Annotated in this window: 19 protein-coding genes; 13 read left to right on the top strand and 6 right to left on the bottom strand. The window is 62.3% G+C overall.

Features of this window, described 5'->3' with window-relative positions; translation table 11 throughout:
• Positions 1 to 202 precede the first annotated feature (202 nt).
• Together MLD24_RS10865 and MLD24_RS10860 are read left to right on the top strand one after the other, a co-directional pair.
• On the top strand, positions 203 to 493 hold the full coding sequence (locus MLD24_RS10865) for a PAAR domain-containing protein (protein ID WP_248166628.1): 291 nt from the start codon (positions 203 to 205) through the stop codon (positions 491 to 493).
• A 5-nt stretch (positions 494 to 498) separates the two neighbouring features.
• On the top strand, positions 499 to 2,385 hold the full coding sequence (locus tag MLD24_RS10860) for a protein kinase domain-containing protein (RefSeq protein WP_248166627.1): 1,887 nt from the start codon (positions 499 to 501) through the stop codon (positions 2,383 to 2,385).
• A 27-nt stretch (positions 2,386 to 2,412) separates the two neighbouring features.
• On the opposite strand, the gene MLD24_RS10855 is transcribed toward MLD24_RS10860, so the two are convergent.
• Both MLD24_RS10855 and MLD24_RS10850 read right to left on the bottom strand, forming a co-directional pair.
• On the bottom strand, positions 2,413 to 3,264 hold the full coding sequence (locus tag MLD24_RS10855) for an alpha/beta hydrolase family protein (RefSeq protein WP_248166626.1): 852 nt from the start codon (positions 3,262 to 3,264) through the stop codon (positions 2,413 to 2,415).
• A 23-nt stretch (positions 3,265 to 3,287) separates the two neighbouring features.
• Positions 3,288 to 3,701, bottom strand: a complete 414-nt coding sequence (locus MLD24_RS10850) for a MarR family winged helix-turn-helix transcriptional regulator (RefSeq protein WP_248166625.1) — start codon at positions 3,699 to 3,701, stop codon at positions 3,288 to 3,290.
• Positions 3,702 to 3,882: 181 nt separating this feature from the next.
• Between MLD24_RS10850 and MLD24_RS10845 the strand changes: the two genes are divergently transcribed.
• Positions 3,883 to 4,542, top strand: a complete 660-nt coding sequence (locus MLD24_RS10845; protein ID WP_248166624.1) for a class I SAM-dependent methyltransferase — start codon at positions 3,883 to 3,885, stop codon at positions 4,540 to 4,542.
• A gap of 88 nt (positions 4,543 to 4,630) precedes the next feature.
• A complete protein-coding gene (locus MLD24_RS10840) occupies positions 4,631 to 5,176 on the top strand; it encodes a hypothetical protein (RefSeq protein WP_248166623.1) in 546 nt (181 codons plus the stop codon).
• Between the two features lie 101 nt (positions 5,177 to 5,277).
• Here MLD24_RS10840 and MLD24_RS10835 read toward each other — a convergent pair whose 3' ends face one another.
• Positions 5,278 to 5,697 carry a MerR family transcriptional regulator gene (locus MLD24_RS10835; protein ID WP_248166622.1) on the bottom strand — a complete coding sequence of 140 codons (420 nt, stop codon included), beginning with the start codon at positions 5,695 to 5,697 and terminating at the stop codon, positions 5,278 to 5,280.
• Positions 5,698 to 6,027: 330 nt separating this feature from the next.
• Between MLD24_RS10835 and MLD24_RS10830 the strand changes: the two genes are divergently transcribed.
• The 7 genes from MLD24_RS10830 (at position 6,028) to MLD24_RS10800 (ending at position 11,848) form a co-directional block, all read left to right on the top strand.
• Positions 6,028 to 6,816: an ABC transporter ATP-binding protein gene (locus MLD24_RS10830; protein ID WP_248166621.1), complete on the top strand. Its 789-nt coding sequence runs from the start codon at positions 6,028 to 6,030 to the stop codon at positions 6,814 to 6,816.
• On the top strand, positions 6,813 to 7,523 hold the full coding sequence (locus tag MLD24_RS10825; RefSeq protein ID WP_227172787.1) for an ABC transporter ATP-binding protein: 711 nt from the start codon (positions 6,813 to 6,815) through the stop codon (positions 7,521 to 7,523). Before MLD24_RS10830 ends, MLD24_RS10825 begins: the two co-directional genes overlap by 4 nt.
• Before the next feature lie 62 nt (positions 7,524 to 7,585).
• On the top strand, positions 7,586 to 8,788 hold the full coding sequence (locus MLD24_RS10820) for an ABC transporter substrate-binding protein (RefSeq protein ID WP_248166620.1): 1,203 nt from the start codon (positions 7,586 to 7,588) through the stop codon (positions 8,786 to 8,788).
• Positions 8,789 to 8,860: 72 nt separating this feature from the next.
• Positions 8,861 to 9,748 carry a branched-chain amino acid ABC transporter permease gene (locus tag MLD24_RS10815; protein ID WP_227172789.1) on the top strand — a complete coding sequence of 296 codons (888 nt, stop codon included), beginning with the start codon at positions 8,861 to 8,863 and terminating at the stop codon, positions 9,746 to 9,748.
• 44 nt (positions 9,749 to 9,792) lie between these two features.
• The gene (locus MLD24_RS10810) at positions 9,793 to 10,719 is read left to right on the top strand and encodes a branched-chain amino acid ABC transporter permease (protein WP_227172790.1); all 927 of its coding nucleotides are present in this window, start codon (positions 9,793 to 9,795) and stop codon (positions 10,717 to 10,719) included.
• Between the two features lie 52 nt (positions 10,720 to 10,771).
• Positions 10,772 to 11,440, top strand: a complete 669-nt coding sequence (locus tag MLD24_RS10805) for a helix-turn-helix transcriptional regulator (RefSeq protein ID WP_248166619.1) — start codon at positions 10,772 to 10,774, stop codon at positions 11,438 to 11,440.
• A 60-nt stretch (positions 11,441 to 11,500) separates the two neighbouring features.
• Entirely contained in the window at positions 11,501 to 11,848 is a 348-nt protein-coding gene (locus MLD24_RS10800; RefSeq protein ID WP_227172792.1) for a hypothetical protein, read from the top strand.
• On the opposite strand, the gene MLD24_RS10795 is transcribed toward MLD24_RS10800, so the two are convergent.
• Positions 11,845 to 13,818 (bottom strand): ligand-gated channel protein, encoded by a 1,974-nt coding sequence (locus tag MLD24_RS10795; protein WP_227172793.1) that lies wholly within the window; start codon positions 13,816 to 13,818, stop codon positions 11,845 to 11,847. The two genes, MLD24_RS10800 and MLD24_RS10795, sit on opposite strands and share 4 nt — an antisense overlap.
• 99 nt (positions 13,819 to 13,917) lie before the next feature.
• Between MLD24_RS10795 and MLD24_RS10790 the strand changes: the two genes are divergently transcribed.
• Both MLD24_RS10790 and MLD24_RS10785 read left to right on the top strand, forming a co-directional pair.
• A complete protein-coding gene (locus MLD24_RS10790) occupies positions 13,918 to 14,838 on the top strand; it encodes a LysR family transcriptional regulator (protein ID WP_227172794.1) in 921 nt (306 codons plus the stop codon).
• 152 nt (positions 14,839 to 14,990) lie between these two features.
• Positions 14,991 to 15,572 (top strand): hypothetical protein, encoded by a 582-nt coding sequence (locus MLD24_RS10785; protein WP_248166618.1) that lies wholly within the window; start codon positions 14,991 to 14,993, stop codon positions 15,570 to 15,572.
• Between the two features lie 56 nt (positions 15,573 to 15,628).
• On the opposite strand, the gene MLD24_RS10780 is transcribed toward MLD24_RS10785, so the two are convergent.
• Complete coding sequence (locus tag MLD24_RS10780; protein WP_227172796.1) at positions 15,629 to 17,020, bottom strand: sodium-dependent transporter; 1,392 nt, start codon at positions 17,018 to 17,020, stop codon at positions 15,629 to 15,631.
• A 212-nt stretch (positions 17,021 to 17,232) separates the two neighbouring features.
• Positions 17,233 to 18,801 carry a methyl-accepting chemotaxis protein gene (locus MLD24_RS10775; protein WP_248166617.1) on the bottom strand — a complete coding sequence of 523 codons (1,569 nt, stop codon included), beginning with the start codon at positions 18,799 to 18,801 and terminating at the stop codon, positions 17,233 to 17,235.
• Positions 18,802 to 18,954 lie beyond the last annotated feature (153 nt).

The raw sequence follows: 18,954 nt of genomic DNA, 5'->3' as shown, positions 1-18,954 counted from the left end.
ATGGCAACTGGAATGTAAGGGACATCCAAGGTCTAAAGATAAGAGACAGCGAGGCTATTCAATTTTTGCAAGAGTGTCAATTTATGTGAAACCCGCACCCACCGGTTCTGCGAAGCCGCTCACGTGCCAGGGTTGACCCTCTGCCCGGAATAGCCGATCATCCTGTGCGTTAACGGAGATTGATCAATCAGGGACTGATTCCATGGGCAAGCCTGCTGCTTACCTGGGCGCTTTTCACGCCTGTCCTGCATTCAACGGTCCGGTTGCACACGTAGGTGGCCCGACCCTTGCTGCATCACCCAATGTATTCGTGGGTGGACTTCCCATCGCGAGACTGACCGATAAGCTGGTGTGCGTTGGACCGCCCGACGTCATTGTCCAGGGGTCGGCCACGGTATTCGCCAATGGCCTGCCAGTCGCCCGACTGGGCGATTCCACCGCCCATGGCGGCAAGATCGTGGTTGGCAACCCGACCGTACTGGTCGGGGGATAACGGCCATGACCACGGCAGCAAAGCACAAATGGCTCGGCGAAGTCCTCAATGATCGCTACCGCATCGAGGCACTGATTGCCTCCGGCGGCATGAGCGATGTCTATCGCGCGGTCGATACCCACCTGGAACGGGCCGGCGCAACCGATTGTAACGTTGCCCTGAAGATCCTCAAACCCGAGACCGCCAAGGAAACCGCCTCCCTTGGCCTGCTTGCCCGCGAAACCGCCAAGACCCGCCGGCTCTCCCATCCCAACATCGTACGGGTGCAGGATCTGGAGCAGGACGGCGAGACCTGGTTCATGGTGATGGAGCTGCTGGAAGGTGAGTCGCTATCCCGGGTGATCCAGCGCTCACGCCCCAACGGGCTGAAGTGGACCGGCGTCAAAGCCATTCTGGAGCAGATCATGTCGGCGCTGAGATACTCCCATCAGCACGATGTGATCCATGCCGACCTGAAACCATCCAACATCTTTTTCACCAAGAATGGCCAGGTCAAACTACTGGATTTCGGCGTCTCCCGGGCCCTGACCGACCCACTGCACGAAGACTTCCTGAATCCGGCACACGACGAAACGTCGATTTACGGCTACACCCCGGCGTACGCCCTGCCCGAGCTGGCAGAAGGCGGCGAGCCGTCCACCCGCGGCGATCTCTATGCACTGGCATGTATTCTCTACGAGCTGCTCAGCTCCAGGCACCCGTTCGATCGCAAACCGCTGACCCTGGAAGAACGTCGGGCCGCCAAGCTGAGCCGCCCCGGCAACATGCCCATCAAACTGTGGCTGACCGTAAAGCGGCAACTGCTGGGCGACGAAAAGGCCCTGTCACTCAAGCAACTGGACAAAGCCCTCGCCCCCATTCCCTGGACGATGATCGGGCAGACCACCGCAACCGCCGCGGCGATCACCGCCGCCATTGTCAGTTGGCAGCTCAACTCCGCCGAGTCAGTTGAAGCCGCCAACCAGATTCGCCAGCTGGAATCGGCCACCGAACAGCTGGACGAAGTACGCGAACTGCCGCCAAGGCAACTGCTTGCAGCAATCACCGACTTACCCGACATCGAGCGGGCCGGACTGTTGAAGCTGCGGCAACCGGATCTGATGCGCCATTACCTTGACCGCATGGATCGAGCCCTGGAACCGTCGGAGACCACCGGGCTGCCAGATACTCCCAAGGCGCTCGAGATTGCGGGCGAAGCCGCCAAGCTGTTCCCCCGCGACCAGCAACTACTGCAGGTTCAGGATCGCATTGAGCGCCGTCAGGCCACCCTGCAGCAGGCCATTGCCGAGGAGCTGCTGTCCAGCCTGAACCAGGGCGACTTCAAAACCACCGAGGATGCGCAGAACCTGGAGCAACTGGCCTCCAACCTTGAGTTCCTGGGCGGCACGCTGCCGCTACCGTCTGAAGAGGCCAGCAAGAGTTTCAACCGCCAGACTGCAACGGCGCTTGAGTCCAACGACGCCGAGACCCAGTCTCATCTGCTCGCCACTGGCAACCGTTTCTTCCAGGACGTACCGGAAGTGCAGGACAACCTGGCCAAGCTGGCCGCGCTTGAAGATGCCGTCTACGCCCTCAATCGCTACCGAGAGCGTGTGGAGGCCGGTGAGCAAGGCCTGCCTTTCCCCGCCGATGCAGCTCGCATCTTTTACGCGCAGCGGTTTGAGCAATGGGGCAAAACCATTAAGGCCGCCCGCAGCAGTCGCGACCTGGACACCGTCTATGACGACGTCCAGTCCCTCAAGCCCAAGCTCCCCGAGGGCTTCGACATCATTGTCGAAACCGAGAAGACGCTGGCGGATGCCTATCTGTCACGGGCAGACGCCCTGCTTGCCCGCAACCGCACCCGACAGGCCCAGCCCCTGCTCAAACGGGCAACCGAGCTGATGCGCTGATCCGGAGAGGCCTGCCGCTACGGCGAGTCAGGCCGCCAACTCCTCTCTGAACACCTGCTCCCACAGGGCCCGGTAACGGGCCTTGTGCCAGCCGATGTGGCCGATGCGGCGACAGCCGATGTCGTCTGGCCGCACGGTGAGCATCTTCTTCGGTGCGGCGGTGAAGAAGCCATGCAGGGTTTCGATGTTGCGGGCGGACATCATTTCGTCATCGCTGAAGGCGAGCGCAGTGATCGGCGTCTGCACACTGGCAAACCGACGCTCCAGCACCTCGCCCTCCACACCAACCGCGTATTGCGGATGCAGGCACCATTTCCGCCACTGCATCATCACGCCCTTGGGCAGGTCACACATGATGTTGAGCCTGCGCCCCGGAAAGTAGCCTGCCAGCGGCACCACGGTCGGCACCAGGCCGTACCACAACAGCCACGCAATGCGCTTGGTGGGCGGCGAGTTATGCCACCAATAGCCGGTACCGGCGGCCACCGTAATTGCCTGATCGATGCGATCGGTGCTGTCCATCATGCCCAACAGGTGACCGCCAACGCTGTGACCAATCCAGACACGGCGCTGGCCGGGAAACCGCGCTTCAACAAAATCCAGCACCGCGGGGCAGTCGTAGCGGGCCCAGCTCAGCATGGTGGAACGGCTGTTGCGGACATGGCCATCGATCGACAAACCAATACCGTCGTAATCGAAGGTGACGGCGGTGTAGCCCTGTTCAGCCAGCCAATGGGCGAAGTCTTCGTAGTGACTCTGGGCCACGCCGGTGGCGCTGGCGACAATCACCACGGCCCGGCTGTCCGTTGCCGGCGGAAACACTCGGGCCACAATCTGGTGACCGGCCTCGGTCTGCAGTGTCTGGGTCAGATAGCTCATTTCTACCTCCTGGCCTTGGGCCATCAGAAACGGGTCAGCAATGCATTGAGAAATTTCAGCACCACATCGATCTCATCATCGCTGAAGCCCGCCATCATCTGTTCGTTCAGTTCGGTAATGAACGGCGGAATCATCGCGGCGCGGGCACGCCCCTGCTCGGTCAGCAGCAACCGCGACACCCGACCGTCCTCCGGACACGGCTCACGGGCGATCAGGCCCGAGGCCTCCATACGGTTGACCAGGCCGGTCACTGCTGGCTTCTTGAGCCCCAGCTCCCTGGCCACCTCGGTCAGCCGGGCAGCGGGATTATTCGCCAGTACCAGCAGCACCCCCAGCTGACTGACGGAGGCACCGAACTGTTCGTCACTCAGTCGCTCGACGTGGCGAAACACCCGGTGTTGGGCACGGTTTAACAGCAGGAAAAGGCGGCGGTCCATGGCATCTCCGGTCAACACTGAGGCAAGCGCGATCACGAACTTATTTAGTTCACGCACGAACAATATAGTTCGCAAGCAAACCAGCTTTCAACCCCTTCCGAGCAATCCGCCGGAAATATGGCGCGCTTTCGGCCCTGTGCGGCTTTTGGTAGATTCAGTTTTCCGGCAAGGAAGGACCCTTATGAGCACCCCAGACGACGATATCCTCCGTGCCTGGCACGACAACGCCGAGCCCTGGGCCCGGGCGATCCGGGAACACCGCATCGCCAGCCGCGAGCGGGTGACCAACCGGGCGATAGTGCAAGCCATCCGCGATCTTGCGCCAGCGAAGGTGCTTGATGTTGGCTGCGGCGAAGGCTGGCTGACTCGCACCCTGGCAGACGACGGCATCGACTGCCTTGGCATTGACGCCATGCCGGCACTGATCCGGCATGCCCGCGACGCCGGCCCGGGTCGCTATCAGGTCCTGAGCTACGAGGATCTGCCAGCCAAGGCTCCCGAGGAGCGGTTTGACCTCGCGGTGTGCAACTTTTCGCTATTGGGAGACCGCCCGGTTGCCCGCCTGCTCGCAGCCCTGCCGAACTGGTTGAATAGTGACGGCCACTTGGTGATCCAAACCCTGCATCCCGGCCCGCACAGTCACCCGGACGAGGATGGCTGGCGCACGGGCAGCTGGGGCGGAGCCGGCCCCGGCTTTGGCGACCCCGCGCCGTGGTACTACCGCAGCCTGCCCTCCTGGCAGACGCTGCTGCGGGACAGCGGTTTCCGATCACTGCAGCAACAGGAACCCAGGAACCCGGATACCGGTGACCCGGCGTCGATCCTGTTCATCGCCCAGTGATTCAAATACCGCCAGCGCCACGCCGGGGCATTCCCAATTGCGCGTCAGGCCCGTAAGGTAAGCGGTTGTTCAGACAAGGAGTCGCAAGATGTTCGGGGTACGTGACGTATGCCTGCCGTTGGCACTGCTGGTGATCGCAAGCCTGTCCGGCTGTGCCGGTTTCATTGGGGGAGATCTGGCCGATCAGCCATTGGACGAGGTGCAGGTGCCGTTCTGTGACGATCATCCCGAAAGTCGCTATCGCTTCACCGTCACCACCGACGCCGAGGACGATTACTTCGACCAGACTGTGGCGGGGGAAATCTCGGGCTGGACCTTTGGACTGATTCCAACCTATTGGATGAAATCGGAAACCACCCAGGCCCAGGTCTTTGAGGGTGACACGCTGCTGGCGGAGTACCAGTACCGGACCCGGGTTCACCGCTTTTATGGCCTGCTGTGGGGACTCCTGCTGATGCCGCTGGAGGCGCTCATGGACCCGGCCAACATCCTGCCCGGCAATGAGGGGGAGGGACTGGTGATCAACCGCTCATTGCGCTACCGGGCCCGGGTCAAAACGTACCTGACAGCGGTGCAGGAACAGGGCATGAACAGCGACGAACTCTGTTTTTTCCGCGCCAATCGCAACCGTTAACGAAGCTTTGCCCGACTACAGGGTGCAACCAACTACAGGGTGCAACCAACTACAGGGTGAGGCCAACGACAGGGTGTGACCGACGACAGGCGGCGAACATGTCAGGCCGGAGAATTGTCCCGGACAACGCCCCCCTGATTTGCTTCAAGCTCCTCCAGGGCACTGCGGCAGCGGGCCTCAGCGTTGTCCAGCTCCAGGTTGGCCATGGCAATGTCGCTGAGCTGCTGACGCAGCCCCTCGCGCTTCTTCTCGATGATATCCAACATCAGCTTGAGCTGCTGCTCACTGCCCCGATGGGTGTTGTCCCACAGATCAAACAGTTCCTTGGACTCGGCCAGGGAGAAACCCAGCCGCTTGCCCCTCAGAATCAACTTCAGGCGCACCCGGTCCTTGCTGGAGTAGACCCGGGTCTGACCACGCCGGCTGGGGTGCAGCAGGCCCTGGTCTTCGTAGAAACGGATGCTGCGCACGGTGACGTCGAATTCGCTTGCCAGTTCACTGATGGAGTAGGTTTTGCTCATGGCTCTTCTGTCTGGATGGTTAACAATCAGGCTAGATGGCATTTACGTAAACGTAAAGTATATTCCTGCGACCTATTCACTTGCTCATCCAATACAACACGCCCCAACCCACGGCAACACAAGCTTTTGTCGCTTTTTTCAACAGAGACTTCGACCAAAGTCGTACTTGTGTCAGCGTGATTCCCGTTGCTACGTTGGCGGAAACCTTACGTTAACGTAAGCACCTGTAGACCAGGGCATGCCGGATAGTCTGCAAACTGCAGCACCACCGGCTCGCGACAGGTCGCCAGGAACTCAATACAACAACAACAAACGAACTTGGATTCTCAAATGAGTGCAGACTATGTTCTCGAATCCCGGAACCTTGTGAAAGCGTTCAAGGGATTTACCGCCGTCGATGACGTCAATCTGAAGGTGACCCGGGGGCACATCCATGCGCTGATTGGCCCCAATGGCGCCGGCAAGACCACCGTCTTCAACCTGCTCACAAAATTTCTCAGCCCCACCTCCGGCCGCATCCTGTTCAATGGCCAGGACATCACACCGATGAAACCGGCCGCCATCGCCAGGGCCGGGGTGGTACGGTCGTTTCAGATCTCCGCGGTCTTTCCCCAGCTCACTGTGCTGGAGAATGTGCGCGTGGCGCTGCAACGCAAGGAGGGCAACAGTTTTCACTTCTGGCGACCGCAACGCATCCTCGACCGCCTCAACGACCGGGCGATGGAGCTGCTGACCTCGGTCGGGCTGGAGAGCTTTGCCGATGCCCGCACCATGGACCTCTCCTACGGCCGTAAGCGGGCACTGGAGATTGCCACCACGCTGGCACTGGACCCGGAGCTGATGCTGCTGGACGAGCCCACCCAGGGCATGGGCCACGAAGACGTTGGCCGGGTCGCGGACCTGATCAAGCAGGTGTCCGCCGGCCGCACCATCCTGATGGTGGAGCACAACCTACACGTGGTGTCCAAGCTGGCCGACCGTATCACCGTATTGCAGCGCGGCGCCATTCTCACTGAAGGCGATTACGCCACTGTGTCCACCGACCCGCGGGTGCAGGAAGCCTACATGGGCACCGCCGCCGCGGCCGAGGCCAATGCGCAGCAGGAGGAGACGGCGTGAGCACCCATCGAGAGAAACTTCGTCTGGCGGATGTCCATGCCTTCTACGGCGAGTCCCACATCCTCCACGGCATCGACCTGCACCTGAGCCAGGGCGAGCTGGTCACCCTGCTGGGACGCAACGGCGCCGGCCGCAGCACAACCCTGCGGGCCATCATGAACATGGTGGGACGCCGGACCGGCTCCATCACCGTCAATGGCACTGAGACCATCGACATGCCCGCCCACCGCATAGCCCATCTGGGCCTGGGCTTCTGCCCCGAGGAGCGCGGCATTTTCTCCAGCCTCAATGTGCTGGAAAACCTGATGCTGCCCCCCACCGTCCGTTCCGACGGCATGAGTGTGGAGGAACTGTTCGAGATGTTCCCCAACCTCTACGAGCGTCGCTTCAGCCAGGGCACCCGACTGTCCGGCGGCGAGCAGCAGATGCTGGCACTGGCCCGCATCCTGCGGACCGGCGCCAACATTCTGCTGCTGGATGAAATCACCGAAGGTCTGGCGCCGGTGATCGTGCAGAAGCTGGGGGACGTGCTGATCGCCCTGAAAGAGCGGGGGCTGACCATCCTGCTGGTGGAGCAGAACTTCCGTTTTGCCGCCCCCATCGCCGACCGTCACTACGTGATGGAACACGGCCATGTGGTGGAGGAAGTCCAGGCCCACGAACTCGCGGAAAAAGAATCCTTACTGAACACCTACCTGGGTGTCTGAGCCGGCACTCCCGGCCACCATACCTGAGAAACAACAACAACTTGCTCAATTGGAGAAACAACATGAACCGGTTCACCAAGACCCTGGCCGCTGTGGCTGTCGCCGCTGCCACCTCCACCGCCGCTGTCGCCAACGTATCGGATGACAAGATCAAGATCGGCGTGCTCGCCGACATGGGCGGTGTCTACTCTGACCTTTGTGGCCCTGGCTGTGTGACGGCCCTGGAAATGGCCGCGGAAGACTTTGGCGGCGAAGTGCTCGGCGCCCCGATCGAGATCGTCAGTGCCGATGACCAGCTCAAGGCCGACGTCGGCTCCGCCATTGTCCGCAAATGGGTCGAGGATGAGCAGGTCGACGCCGTCGGTGGCCTGGTCTCCTCAGCGGTGACCGGCGCCGCCACCAAGGTACTGACCGATGCCAAGAAGATCGCGATGATCTCTACCGCCGCATCCAACGCCTTCACCACCGCCTCCTGCTCGCCCTACAACGTTCACTGGACCTACAACGTGGCAGCGCTGGCCAACGGTACCGTTAAACCGATGGTGGATTCCGGCAAGAAGAAATGGTTCTTCATCACCGCCGACTACGCCTTCGGCCATGCCCTGGAATCCGTTGCCACCGAGGTGATTGAGAACAACGGCGGTGAAGTGGTGGGTGTGGTGCGCGCGCCGCTGGCCACTACCGACTTCTCTTCCTACGTGCTGCAGGCCCAGGCCTCCGGTGCTGACGTGGTGGCCCTGGCCAACGCCGGTGCCGACACCGTCAACTCACTCAAGGCCGCCACCGAGTTCGGGCTGACCGAGATGGTCGATGTGGCCGGCCTGCTGGTGTTCACTCCCGCCGCCCAGGCCATGGACCCGGACACCGCCGCCGGTATGCGCCTGACCACCGGGTTCTACTGGGACTACGACGATGAAACCCGGGCCTGGAGCAACCGCTTCAAGGAACGTCATGGCAGCATCCCGGCCATGGGCCACGCCGGCGCCTACTCCATGGCGATGCATTACTTCCGCGCGGTGGAAGCCGCCGGCACCGACGACTCCGACGCGGTGATGGCCAAGATGCGGGAGCTCAAGCCTGACGACTTCTTCGCCCGCAACGCCTACCTGCGCGCCGACGGCCGCATGGTCCACGACATGTACTACGCCGAGATCAAGCCCGCCGACCAGCGCCGCGACAACGACGACATCCTCAATGTGCTGAGCGTGATTCCGGGTGACCAGGCCTTTGCGCCGATGCTGCCGGAATGCAACTTCGCCGACTAAGCGCCCCATCGGCCCGCCGCACCCCGGTGCCGGCGGGCCGTCGACAGTGACTGGCAAGAGCAAGCAAAGGCTATGATGACGTTTCTTGGAATCAACCTGTTCGGACTGTTCGGGCAGCTGCTGGTGGGGCTGATCAACGGCTCCTTCTACGCGCTGCTCAGCCTTGGGCTGGCGATCATCTTCGGGCTGCTGAAGATCATCAACTTCGCCCAGGGCGCGATGTACATGCTGGGGGCCTTCTTCGCCTGGATGGCGCTGAGCTACTTTGGCATGAACTACTGGGTGGCACTGGTGGTAGTGCCGCTGGTGGTGGGCTTTATCGGCATCCTGATGGAGCGCTTCCTGGTGCGGCCGATTGCCCATGAAGATCACCTCTACAGCCTGCTGCTGACCTTCGGCGTGGCGCTGATGCTGCAGGGCATCTTCACCCACGTCTATGGCTCCTCAGGGCTGGCCTACGCCATTCCGGAGGAACTCAAGGGCGGCACCCGACTTCCCTTCATGTACCTGCCGAACTACCGCGCCTGGATCATCGTTGCCTCGCTGGTGGTGTGCGGGCTGACCTGGTGGCTGGTCGAGAAAACCAAACTGGGCGCCTACCTGCGGGCCGGTACCGAAAACCCCCAGCTGATGCAGGCGTTTGGCATCAACGTGCCACTGATCGTCACCCTGACCTTCGGTTTCGGGGTTGCCCTGGCCGGCTTTGCCGGTGTTATGGCCGCACCGGTGTATTCAGTGTCCCCGGAAATGGGCTCCAACCTGCTGATCGTGGTGTTCGCCATTGTGGTGATCGGCGGCATGGGCTCGATCGGCGGCGCCATCCTCACCGGTCTCGCGATGGGGGTGATTGAAGGGCTGACCAAATACCTGTACCCGGAAGCGTCTACCACCGTCATCTTCCTGGTGATGGTCATCGTGCTGCTGCTGAAACCCTCTGGCCTGTTCGGCAAGGAAGCCTGAGCCGGCGGCATCAGCCACAACAATAAGAGAGAAGGTAACTCACGATGAAACTGTCGAAACTCCACATCGCCCTGTTGCTGGTCGCCCTGGTGGCACCTTTTGTGCTCTATCCGGTGTTTCTGGCGAAGATCCTGTGCTTCGCGCTGTTTGCCTGCGCCTTTAACCTGCTGCTGGGTTACGTTGGTCTGCTGTCCTTTGGTCACGCCGCCTTCCTGGGCACTGGCGGTTACATCACCGGCTGGCTGATGATGAACGCCAACCTGACCCCGGAGCTGGCCATTCTGCTGGGTACCGCCGCCGCTGGCCTGCTGGGCGCGCTTTACGGCAAGCTGGCGGTGAAACGCGAAGGCATCTACTTCGCCATGGTAACCCTGGCGCTGGCGCAACTGATCTTCTTCGTTTACCTGCAGGCGCCATTCACCGGCGGTGAAGACGGCATGCAGGGCATCCCCCGCGGTGAACTGTTCGGCCTGATCGACCTGTCCGACAACCTCACCATGTACTATTTTGTACTGGCGGTGTTCCTGTTCGGCTTCTGGCTGATCAACCGCACCATCCACTCGCCGTTCGGTCAGGTGCTCAAGGCCATCCGCGAGAACGAGCCCCGGGCGGTGTCTCTGGGTTATAACGTCAACGACTACAAGTGGGTGGCGTTCATGATCTCCGCGGCCCTGGCGGGGCTGGCCGGCGCTACCAAGAGCCTGGTGTTCCAGCTTGCCTCTCTCACCGATGTGCACTGGCACATGTCCGGCGAGGTGGTGCTGATGACCCTGGTGGGCGGTGTCGGTACGGTGTTCGGCCCGCTGCTGGGCGCCGGCGCCATCGTCACCATGCAGAACTACCTGTCCGGCGGCGAGCTGGGCAACTACATTCACATCATTATGGGAGCCATCTTCGTTATCTGCGTGCTGGCATTTCGCGGCGGCCTGGTCGGTGAGCTGCAAAAGCTGGTAAAACGCAACTTCGGCTGACCCCAGTACCTGGGGCAGGGACGCCCCAACCGCTCAACACCAGGAAGGTGCCATGCGCAAATCCGATCGACTGTTCCAGCTCACCAACCTGTTACGGGCCCATCAGCCCATTACCGCCCGGGCCCTGGCCCAGCGGCTGGCGGTGTCCGAACGCACGGTGTACCGCTACATCGACGACCTGTCGGTGTCCGGAGTACCGGTGTACGGCGAAGCCGGAGTGGGCTACCGGCTGACGCCAGGGTTTGAGCTACCCCCGCTGCAACTGACCGGCGGCGAGCTGGATGCGCTGGTGCTGGCCGTTAACCTGGCCACCTCACGCACCAGCGGCCAGTTGGCCGCCAGCGCCCGATCACTGCAGAGCAAGATCGAAGCCGCCCTGCCCGCCACCCTCGCCAGCGAGCATGCCCGGGCGCCCCGCACCGTACAGGCACCGGCAACCCCCAAGGCCACCCCACCACCCTACTGGGAGACGCTGCATCAGGCCATCAGCCAGGGCACCGCACTGGCGATGCATTACCAGGCACTGAATGGCGACATCAGCCAACGTCCGATCCGGCCTCTGGGGCTGTTCTACTGGGGAAACAAGTGGACCCTGGGCAGCTGGTGCGGACTGCGGCAGGACTACCGGGACTTTCGGGTGGACCGGATTCTGCAGCTGACACCGGCAACCCTGGCGAGCCCGGAGCACGTCAGCCTTGACGATTATCTGAAGCGGCTCTGACACAGGGGTGTCAGGAGGCCTCCATCAGACTGGACACTTCACTCACAGAAGGAGTCCATCGTGTTGATCAAATCCGGTTTTGAAACGTTTCAGGGCATGGAGTTTGCGCTGTTCAGGCTGCGTCCCGGCATCACCGAAGCGCAGCTGCTGGCGCGGGCCCAGGCCGCGGAGCAAGGGTTCTTCCTGCATCGCGACGGCTTGCTGGGCCACTGGTTGCTGCGGGGTGCAGACGGCCTCTACGCCGACGTCACGCTGGCCCGCACTCAGGCACTGGCGGAAGCCATCTGCCAGCAATGGCTTAGTGAACCGGAGACCCAACGGTATCTGGCGCTGATTGATGAGGGTTCCGCCGACATGAGCTTCTGGACCCGGCTCTGCCAATTGCCAGGCCCGGAAGCGCGCCTTTAGAAGCCGACGTTCAGGGCCAGCCAGTAGCGGCGGCCATCGGCGTGATAGCCGTATTCGTCGTCGCGGATTTCCTTGTCCATCAGGTTGTAGACGCCGGCCTTGAGTTGGGTGCGCTCGGTCAGGTCGTAGACCATACCGGCATCCACCAGGGTGTTGGACGGCGCCACGACGGAACGGCTGGAAGGTCCGGTCACCGGCTGGCTTTCTTCACCGCGGTAGCGCACCTTCAACCACGGCGCCAGACGGTCGCTGGCCTGCCAGTCCAGCCCGAGGCTCACCAGGTGCTCTGGCACCTGCACCAGCGGCTGACCATCGTAGGCTCCGGACTTCTGCTCGGAATCGGTATAGGTGTAGCTGGTGGAGAGCGCCAGGGACTGCCCCAGCGGCGTCGACAGATTCATCTCCACACCGCGGGTGATGGCTTCATCAACGTTGACCCGGTAGGTGGGGTCGGAGCCGAACTGGTTGGGACCGTCGGTGCAGATGCTGATAGGGCACGCCACCCGGGTGATCTTGTCCTCGAAATCAGTGTGGAACAGGGTCAGGCCGGCGGCCACACCAGTGGCGCCACGGTAATGCAGGCCGACCTCCTTGTTGAGGGAGGTTTCCGGCTCCAGATCCGGGTTGCCATAGATGTTGCCACCACGGCTGATCTGCCCCCAGTCCGGGGTAATCTCCCGCAGGTTGGGGGAACGGAAACCGGTGGAGACCCCACCCTTGACGGTGACCGATGGCGACAGCTGCCACACCGCGTAAAGACGGGGGCTGACGTGGCTGCCGTAGTTCTCGTCATCATCGAGCCGGGCGCCCCCCGTCAGCGACAGGCTGTCACTGAGCATCCACTCGTCCTCGGCGAACAGCGCCCACTTGGAGCCATCCACCCGGGTGCGGTCGGAAATGCGGTTGGAGGTGCGGTCGTCCAGCGACTCTTCCTCGTAGCTGGCGCCCACGGTAACGATGTGATCCCCCAGCACGGTCACCAGGCTGCTCTTGGCGACGGTGTTGGTGATTTCCATTTCGCGGCTGCGGTTCTCCGTGGTCTCCCGCTGCACTAAGGTGTCGGAGGTGCCCAGCTGCCAGCGCCCGGTGTGGGACAGGGCGTAGTGCTGGCGCTGGTGCTTGTTGTCGGAGTCGGTACAGCCACCGCGGCAACCGTCGGCCTGGCCGGACACGCCGACAAAAGATCGCCGCCGCTGGTCAGTCACGCCGGCTTCCAGGATCACATCGTGATCCGGGTTCGGGGTCAGTGCCAGGCGGGTGGTGATGCTCTGCAGTTCCTTCTCCTCGAAGCCACCGATGATCTCATCCTCCTCCCGACTGTGCTGACGGCCGTAGATCTGCAGCCCCAGCAGGTCGTCCACCAGAGGCCCGCCAATGCTGAAGTTGGCCTGCTGGACGTTACCGGACGCCTGATCTTCCTGGATGATGGTTTCCATCTGGACACTGCCGGCCCAGGCATCCGGCACCTTGCGGGTGATGATGTTGATCACGCCGCCAATGGCATCGGAGCCGTACAGGGTCGACATGGGGCCACGCACCACTTCCACCCGCTCAATGGCTTCCACCGGCGGCAGCCAGTCCTGCTCGAAGCCGGCGCTGCCATTGGGCCGGCTCTCGCGACTGGACAGCCGGCGGCCATCCACCAGAATCAGGGTGTAGCTGGCCGGCAGTCCACGCATGGTGATGTCGCTGCCACCGTCGCCGGAACCGCCCCCCAGAACCACCACACCGGGCACGTCCCGGAGCACGTCGGTGACGTCCTGATAGGCGCCCTTGTCGAGGGTTTCCCGGTCGATGACGCTGATAGAGGCCGGCGCCTTGGTCGCCTCCTGCTCGTAGCCGGCGGCAGTCACCACCAGCTCATTCAGAGCCACCGGGTCAGCGGCCAGCACCGGTCCCGATACCAGTGCCATTCCGATCCAACCGGCCCGATTCAGGGCCACTGCGCGCTTCAGGCTATCCGCAACCATGACACTCTCCTGCGTTAAAAAAGGCGAATGATAATGGTTCGCGTTAAATTCAGGCAGGTGATAAACTGGCACGATCTGTTGCAAATACCGGAACACCCCATGTTCGACCTCAAGGAACTGGAGGCCTTCGCCACTGTGATCCAGTCTGGCAGCCTCACCGCCAGCGCCCGCGATCTCAACCTGCCCAAGTCCACCCTCAGCCGGCGCATCCGTCAGCTGGAAAAACAGCTGGGCCAGGCTCTGCTGCGACGGGAATCCAACCGTCTCAGTGCCACTGAAGCCGGACGACTGTTCTACCGCTACTGCGACGACATTCTGCAGCTTGCTCGGCAGGGCCGCAGCGCGCTGGATGAATTGCAGGAGGAAATCCGCGGCGACCTGGTGCTGCGCTGTCACGGCGCCTTCACCCGGGGCTGGTTCCCCGACCTGGTGGAGACCTTCATGGCCCGGCACCGTGGCGTGCGGGTGGTGATCCACACCCAGGTGGCCCGCCCCTGCGCCGACACCATCGATGGCCCCTGCCTGTGGCTTGGCCAGCTGGATGACATCGGCCTGCGCCAGGAGCCCATCGGTACCCTGAGCCAGGGCCTGTACGCCCAGCCAGACTATCTGGCGCGCCATGGCCACCCCGAGCATCCCCGGGAACTGATCCACTACGACTGGGTGGACCTGCTGGGGGACAGCAATGACGGCCTGGTGCTCCAGCATCCCCGCGAGGGTCTTTACCCCCTCAACCCGCCGGTGTCCTGCCTGCGGGTGGACCAGTTCACTCTACAGGGCGACGCCATTGCCCGCGGCCGTGGGCTGGGATTGCTGCCCCACTGGCTCACCGCCCGACGCCTGCGCAGCCACCCGGGCACCATGGTGCCCTGCCTGCCGGAATGGCAGGGTCCTTCGCTGCCGATCTGGCTGATCTACCCCCACGGCCAGCTGGCCCGACGCCAGCGCGCCTTTCTCCAGCATCTGCGGGCATCCGTCCCCGCCGCCTGGTTGCAGCCGAATCAGCGCCCAGCCAGCTGAGCCGGGCGTCGCGAACCGCTTGCCGCACCCGGGTGGTGGCGCTATCTGGGGGTCGCGCTATCCGAGTGGAGGCACTGTCCTGGTGGTGGCAATATGGGGGAACGATAGCGGGCCGGAACACCGGTCTATCCTCACACTGCCTGGAGAAAGAAATGTCCCCCTTACAAACACTCGCCCTGAGCCTGTTGCTGGCTCTGACCTGGTCCCTGTCCGGGACTGCCCTCGCCGACAGCCTGTCCGACGACCAGGTTCGTCGTTTCATCGACGTCATGGAGCAAATCAACGCCATGGAGGAAGAGTTCGCCGACCTCGACCAGGAGCTGGAACGCCAGGCCCGACCCAATGGCAACGAACTGCCGAACTTTGAGCACCTGTTCAGCAGCACCCTGGCCAAGGTCACCGACCACCCCTCCTACGGCCTGCTGGAAGACGTGGTGGAAGATCACGGCTTTGACGATGTACCGGAATGGGGGCGGGTTGGCGACCGGGTCTTCCGCGCCTGGATGGCGCTCGAGGTGGCCGAGCAGATGAACCAGATGCCGGCAGACCCGTCGGCGATGCTGTCACAGCTGGAGAACAACCCCAACCTCAGCGACGCCCAGAAAGCCCAGATACGAGCATCGGTGGAGCAGATGATGGCGGTGAGAAAAATGCTGGAAAGTGCGCCCAAAGGCGATATTGCCGCCGTGCGTCCCCATCGGGACACCCTCCGCCGGGCAACGGAGATGGAGTAGCAACCAATTCAGGGAGAGGCGTGCCACGACCGGATGGCCGGTCGTGGCACAGGTCTTCAACTCATCAGGTTGTAGACAAACACGATCACCACCGCGACCGGGGTGACGAAACGCAGCAGGTTCAGCCACAGGCCGAACGCGCTGTTGGACAGGTTGATGTCCTGCTGCAGGCTTTCCTTGGCCACGAACCAGCCAACAAACACAGCCGTCAGCAGACCGGACAGCGGCAGCATGATGTTGGCGGTGAAGTAGTCGAGCAGATCAAAGATGGTCTTGCCTTCGAAGCGCTCGAACATCGCCAGCGGGGTCACGTCTGACCACAGGTTGAGGGACAGGATCGAGGCGATCCCCAGCAACCAGCAGGCAATCCCGACGATGATGGCACTGCCACCGCGGCTCACCACAGTCTTCTCCTCAAACCATTCCACCACCGGCTCCAGCAGGGAGATGGCGGAGGTCCAGGCAGCAAACACCAGCAGTACGAAGAACAGGGTGCCGAAGAAGGTACCCATCGGCATCTGACCGAAGGCCAGCGGCAGGGTCTGGAAGATCAGACCGGGACCGGCGCCGGCTTCCAGGCCGTTGGCGAACACCACCGGGAAGATCGCCAGACCCGCCAGCAGCGCAACACCGGTATCCATCACCGACACCGTCACCGCGGTCTTGCCGATGGAGATGTCGCGCCCCAGATAGGAGCCGTACGCCATCATGATTGCCATACCCAGGCTCAGGGTGAAGAAGGCGTGACCCAGGGCGATCAGTATCCCATCAACCGTTAGGGCGCCGAAGTTGGGTCTGAACAGGAAGCTCACCGCCTCCATGAAGTGGCCGGTGGTGGTGGCGTAGCCTACGGCCAGCAGCAGCAGCGCGAACAGTGCCGGCATCAGGATATTGACCGCACGCTCCAGGCCGGATTTCAGGCCCTGGGCAACCACCAGGATCACCAGCGCCATGAACAGTGAATGCCACATCAGCAGCTGCCCCGGGCTGGCCAGCAGATCGCCGAAGATCTGGTTGACCACCTCAGCGCTCTGGCCGGTGAAGTCACCGCTTGCGGCGTGCGTGATGTAGGACGCCGCCCAGCCACCGATCACCGAATAGAACGACAGGATAATGAATGCCGCCAGCACACCGATGATGGCCGACACCCGCCACAACGGTGAGCGCAGGTTACGCTCGGCCACCAGACGCATACTGGCCACCGGATTGTGGCGACCACTGCGACCGATAAAGACTTCCGCCATCATGATGGGAATGCCGATCACCGCGATACAGAGCAGATAAACCAGCACGAAGGCGCCACCGCCATTCTCGCCGGTGATGTAGGGGAACTTCCAGACGTTACCCAGGCCGACCGCCGAACCGGTGGCAGCGAGGATAAAGGCGAGTCGGGACGACCAGAGGCCACGCTTGGCCGATCCGTCCGACGCCATGTTGGAGTCAGTCATATTGTTATCCTGTGTGTATAAGCTAGCTTATTAATATCAATTATGGCTTGCCGCCACCGCACGCCAGGGCTGACCCGGGGTACCGTTGCAAACGGCAATTGGAGCGAAATTCTGCCAGTCCCCCACACAGGATGCCAGTCAACCAGGCCAATGCCCGCCAATTCGTACCCGGCGGGCCGCTCGCTCCCCCTTCGCAAGCATGGCGGGCGGGCTCAGTTGCGGGTGATGAAGCGCGCCACCAGATCCTTGAGACCCACCGACATATTGCTCAGTTCCTCACTGTAGGTCTTGGCGGAATCCGCCTTCTCGGTGCTGTTGTCCGCCAGTTCGGCAATGCTCACCACCTGTTGGTTGATTTCATCAGACACCTGACTCTGCTGCTCAAAGGCGGCCGACATGCTAATGAAGCTGTCGGAGATTCGGCCAATGGCGGACACGATGGCCTGCAGCGACTGCTCTGCGGACTGCACCTTCTCCAGGCCAACACCCGCAATGCTCTCGCCTTCCCGGGTGGCCTGCACCGCCTGGCTCACCTGCTCGCGGAAATCGTCGATGATGTTCTGGATGCTGACCGTGGACTCCCGGGTTCTCGCTGCCAGCGACCGTACCTCGTCGGCCACCACCGCGAATCCCCGGCCCTGTTCACCGGCACGGGCGGCTTCAATGGCCGCGTTGAGGGCCAGTAGATTGGTCTGCTCGGCGATGTCGGAAATCAGCCGGGTTGCCTCACCGATGCTCTCGGTGGATTCCCCCAGCTTGCCAATGGCACCACCAATGGCATTCACTTGACCAACCAGCTGTTCAATCGCCGCCAGCGCCTGGGCACTGAGCTCACTGCCGGAAGACGCCGAACGATTGGCTTCCTCGGCATCCCGGGCGTTGCTGGACACGCTCTCGGCCACCTCCTGGATCGACACGGTCATCTCATTGATCGCAGAGGCGGTCTGATCGGTCTCGGCGCGCTGCAGGGCGATGGAATCGGCGCCCTCACTGATCAGCCGATGGCTATAGCGGGCTTTTTCCAGCAACAGATCGGAGTGGTCCTCGATCCGCGCAAGCACGGTGCGGATACGGGCCTCCTCGCTCATCAGCACCATCGCCAACTGGGCGAACAGGCCGTCTTCATCGGTGTAGGTCTTGGCCACCACCGGGTCCTTGAAGGCATCCGGTCGCAGATCGATCAACCGCCGCAGGCGACTGGACAGCGACTGGGTCAGCAGTCCGCCGGCCACCAGGTGCCCGGCGACGATCAGCGCCAGCGCCAGACCACTGTGATCCAGCCCCAGCGCCACCAGGGAAGCCGCCAGCGAGACCAGCAGCGGCCAGCCGGAACGGACAATCGATGCAACCCGGCCACGGTGATCACTGTGACGGCCAGCGGACAGCCGGCGATAGAGTTTCTCAGCCCGTGACACCTGCTCCCGGCTGGGTGCGGTGCGGACCGACTCAAAGCCCACCATGGTCTTGCCGTCCCAGATCGGCGTGACATAGGCGCTGACCCAGTAGTGATCGCCGTTCTTGGCGCGATTCTTGACGATACCCAGCCAGGGTCGCCCCGCTTTCAGGGTATCCCACATACCCTTGAACACGCCCTGGGGCATGTCAGGGTGACGGATGATGTTGTGGGCCTGGCCCACCAGCTCCTCGCGTGAGAATCCGCTGATCTCGACAAACTCGTCGTTGCAGTAGGTGATGACCCCTTTCAGGTCGGTGGTGGTGATCAGCCGCCCACCCTCTCTCATCCGGACTTCTTGCTGGGTCACCGGCAGGTTCTTACGCATTCTGGGCGTCTCCACGCTGGTTGGCTGCCAAGAGCCAACTTCCTCGCAAGGAATTGATTTTTATCAAGGCGAGTTTACCAAACACGCCAAGGCCGATTCTTAAGACCTTAGAATAAAGATGGTTAAAAAGTGTGAAAGATCAACCTGGGCGCC

The sequence above is a fragment of the Marinobacter xestospongiae genome (genome assembly GCF_023156385.1).
Lineage (GTDB): Bacteria > Pseudomonadota > Gammaproteobacteria > Pseudomonadales > Oleiphilaceae > Marinobacter > Marinobacter xestospongiae.
This window is presented reverse-complemented; position numbering and strand designations above follow the sequence as displayed.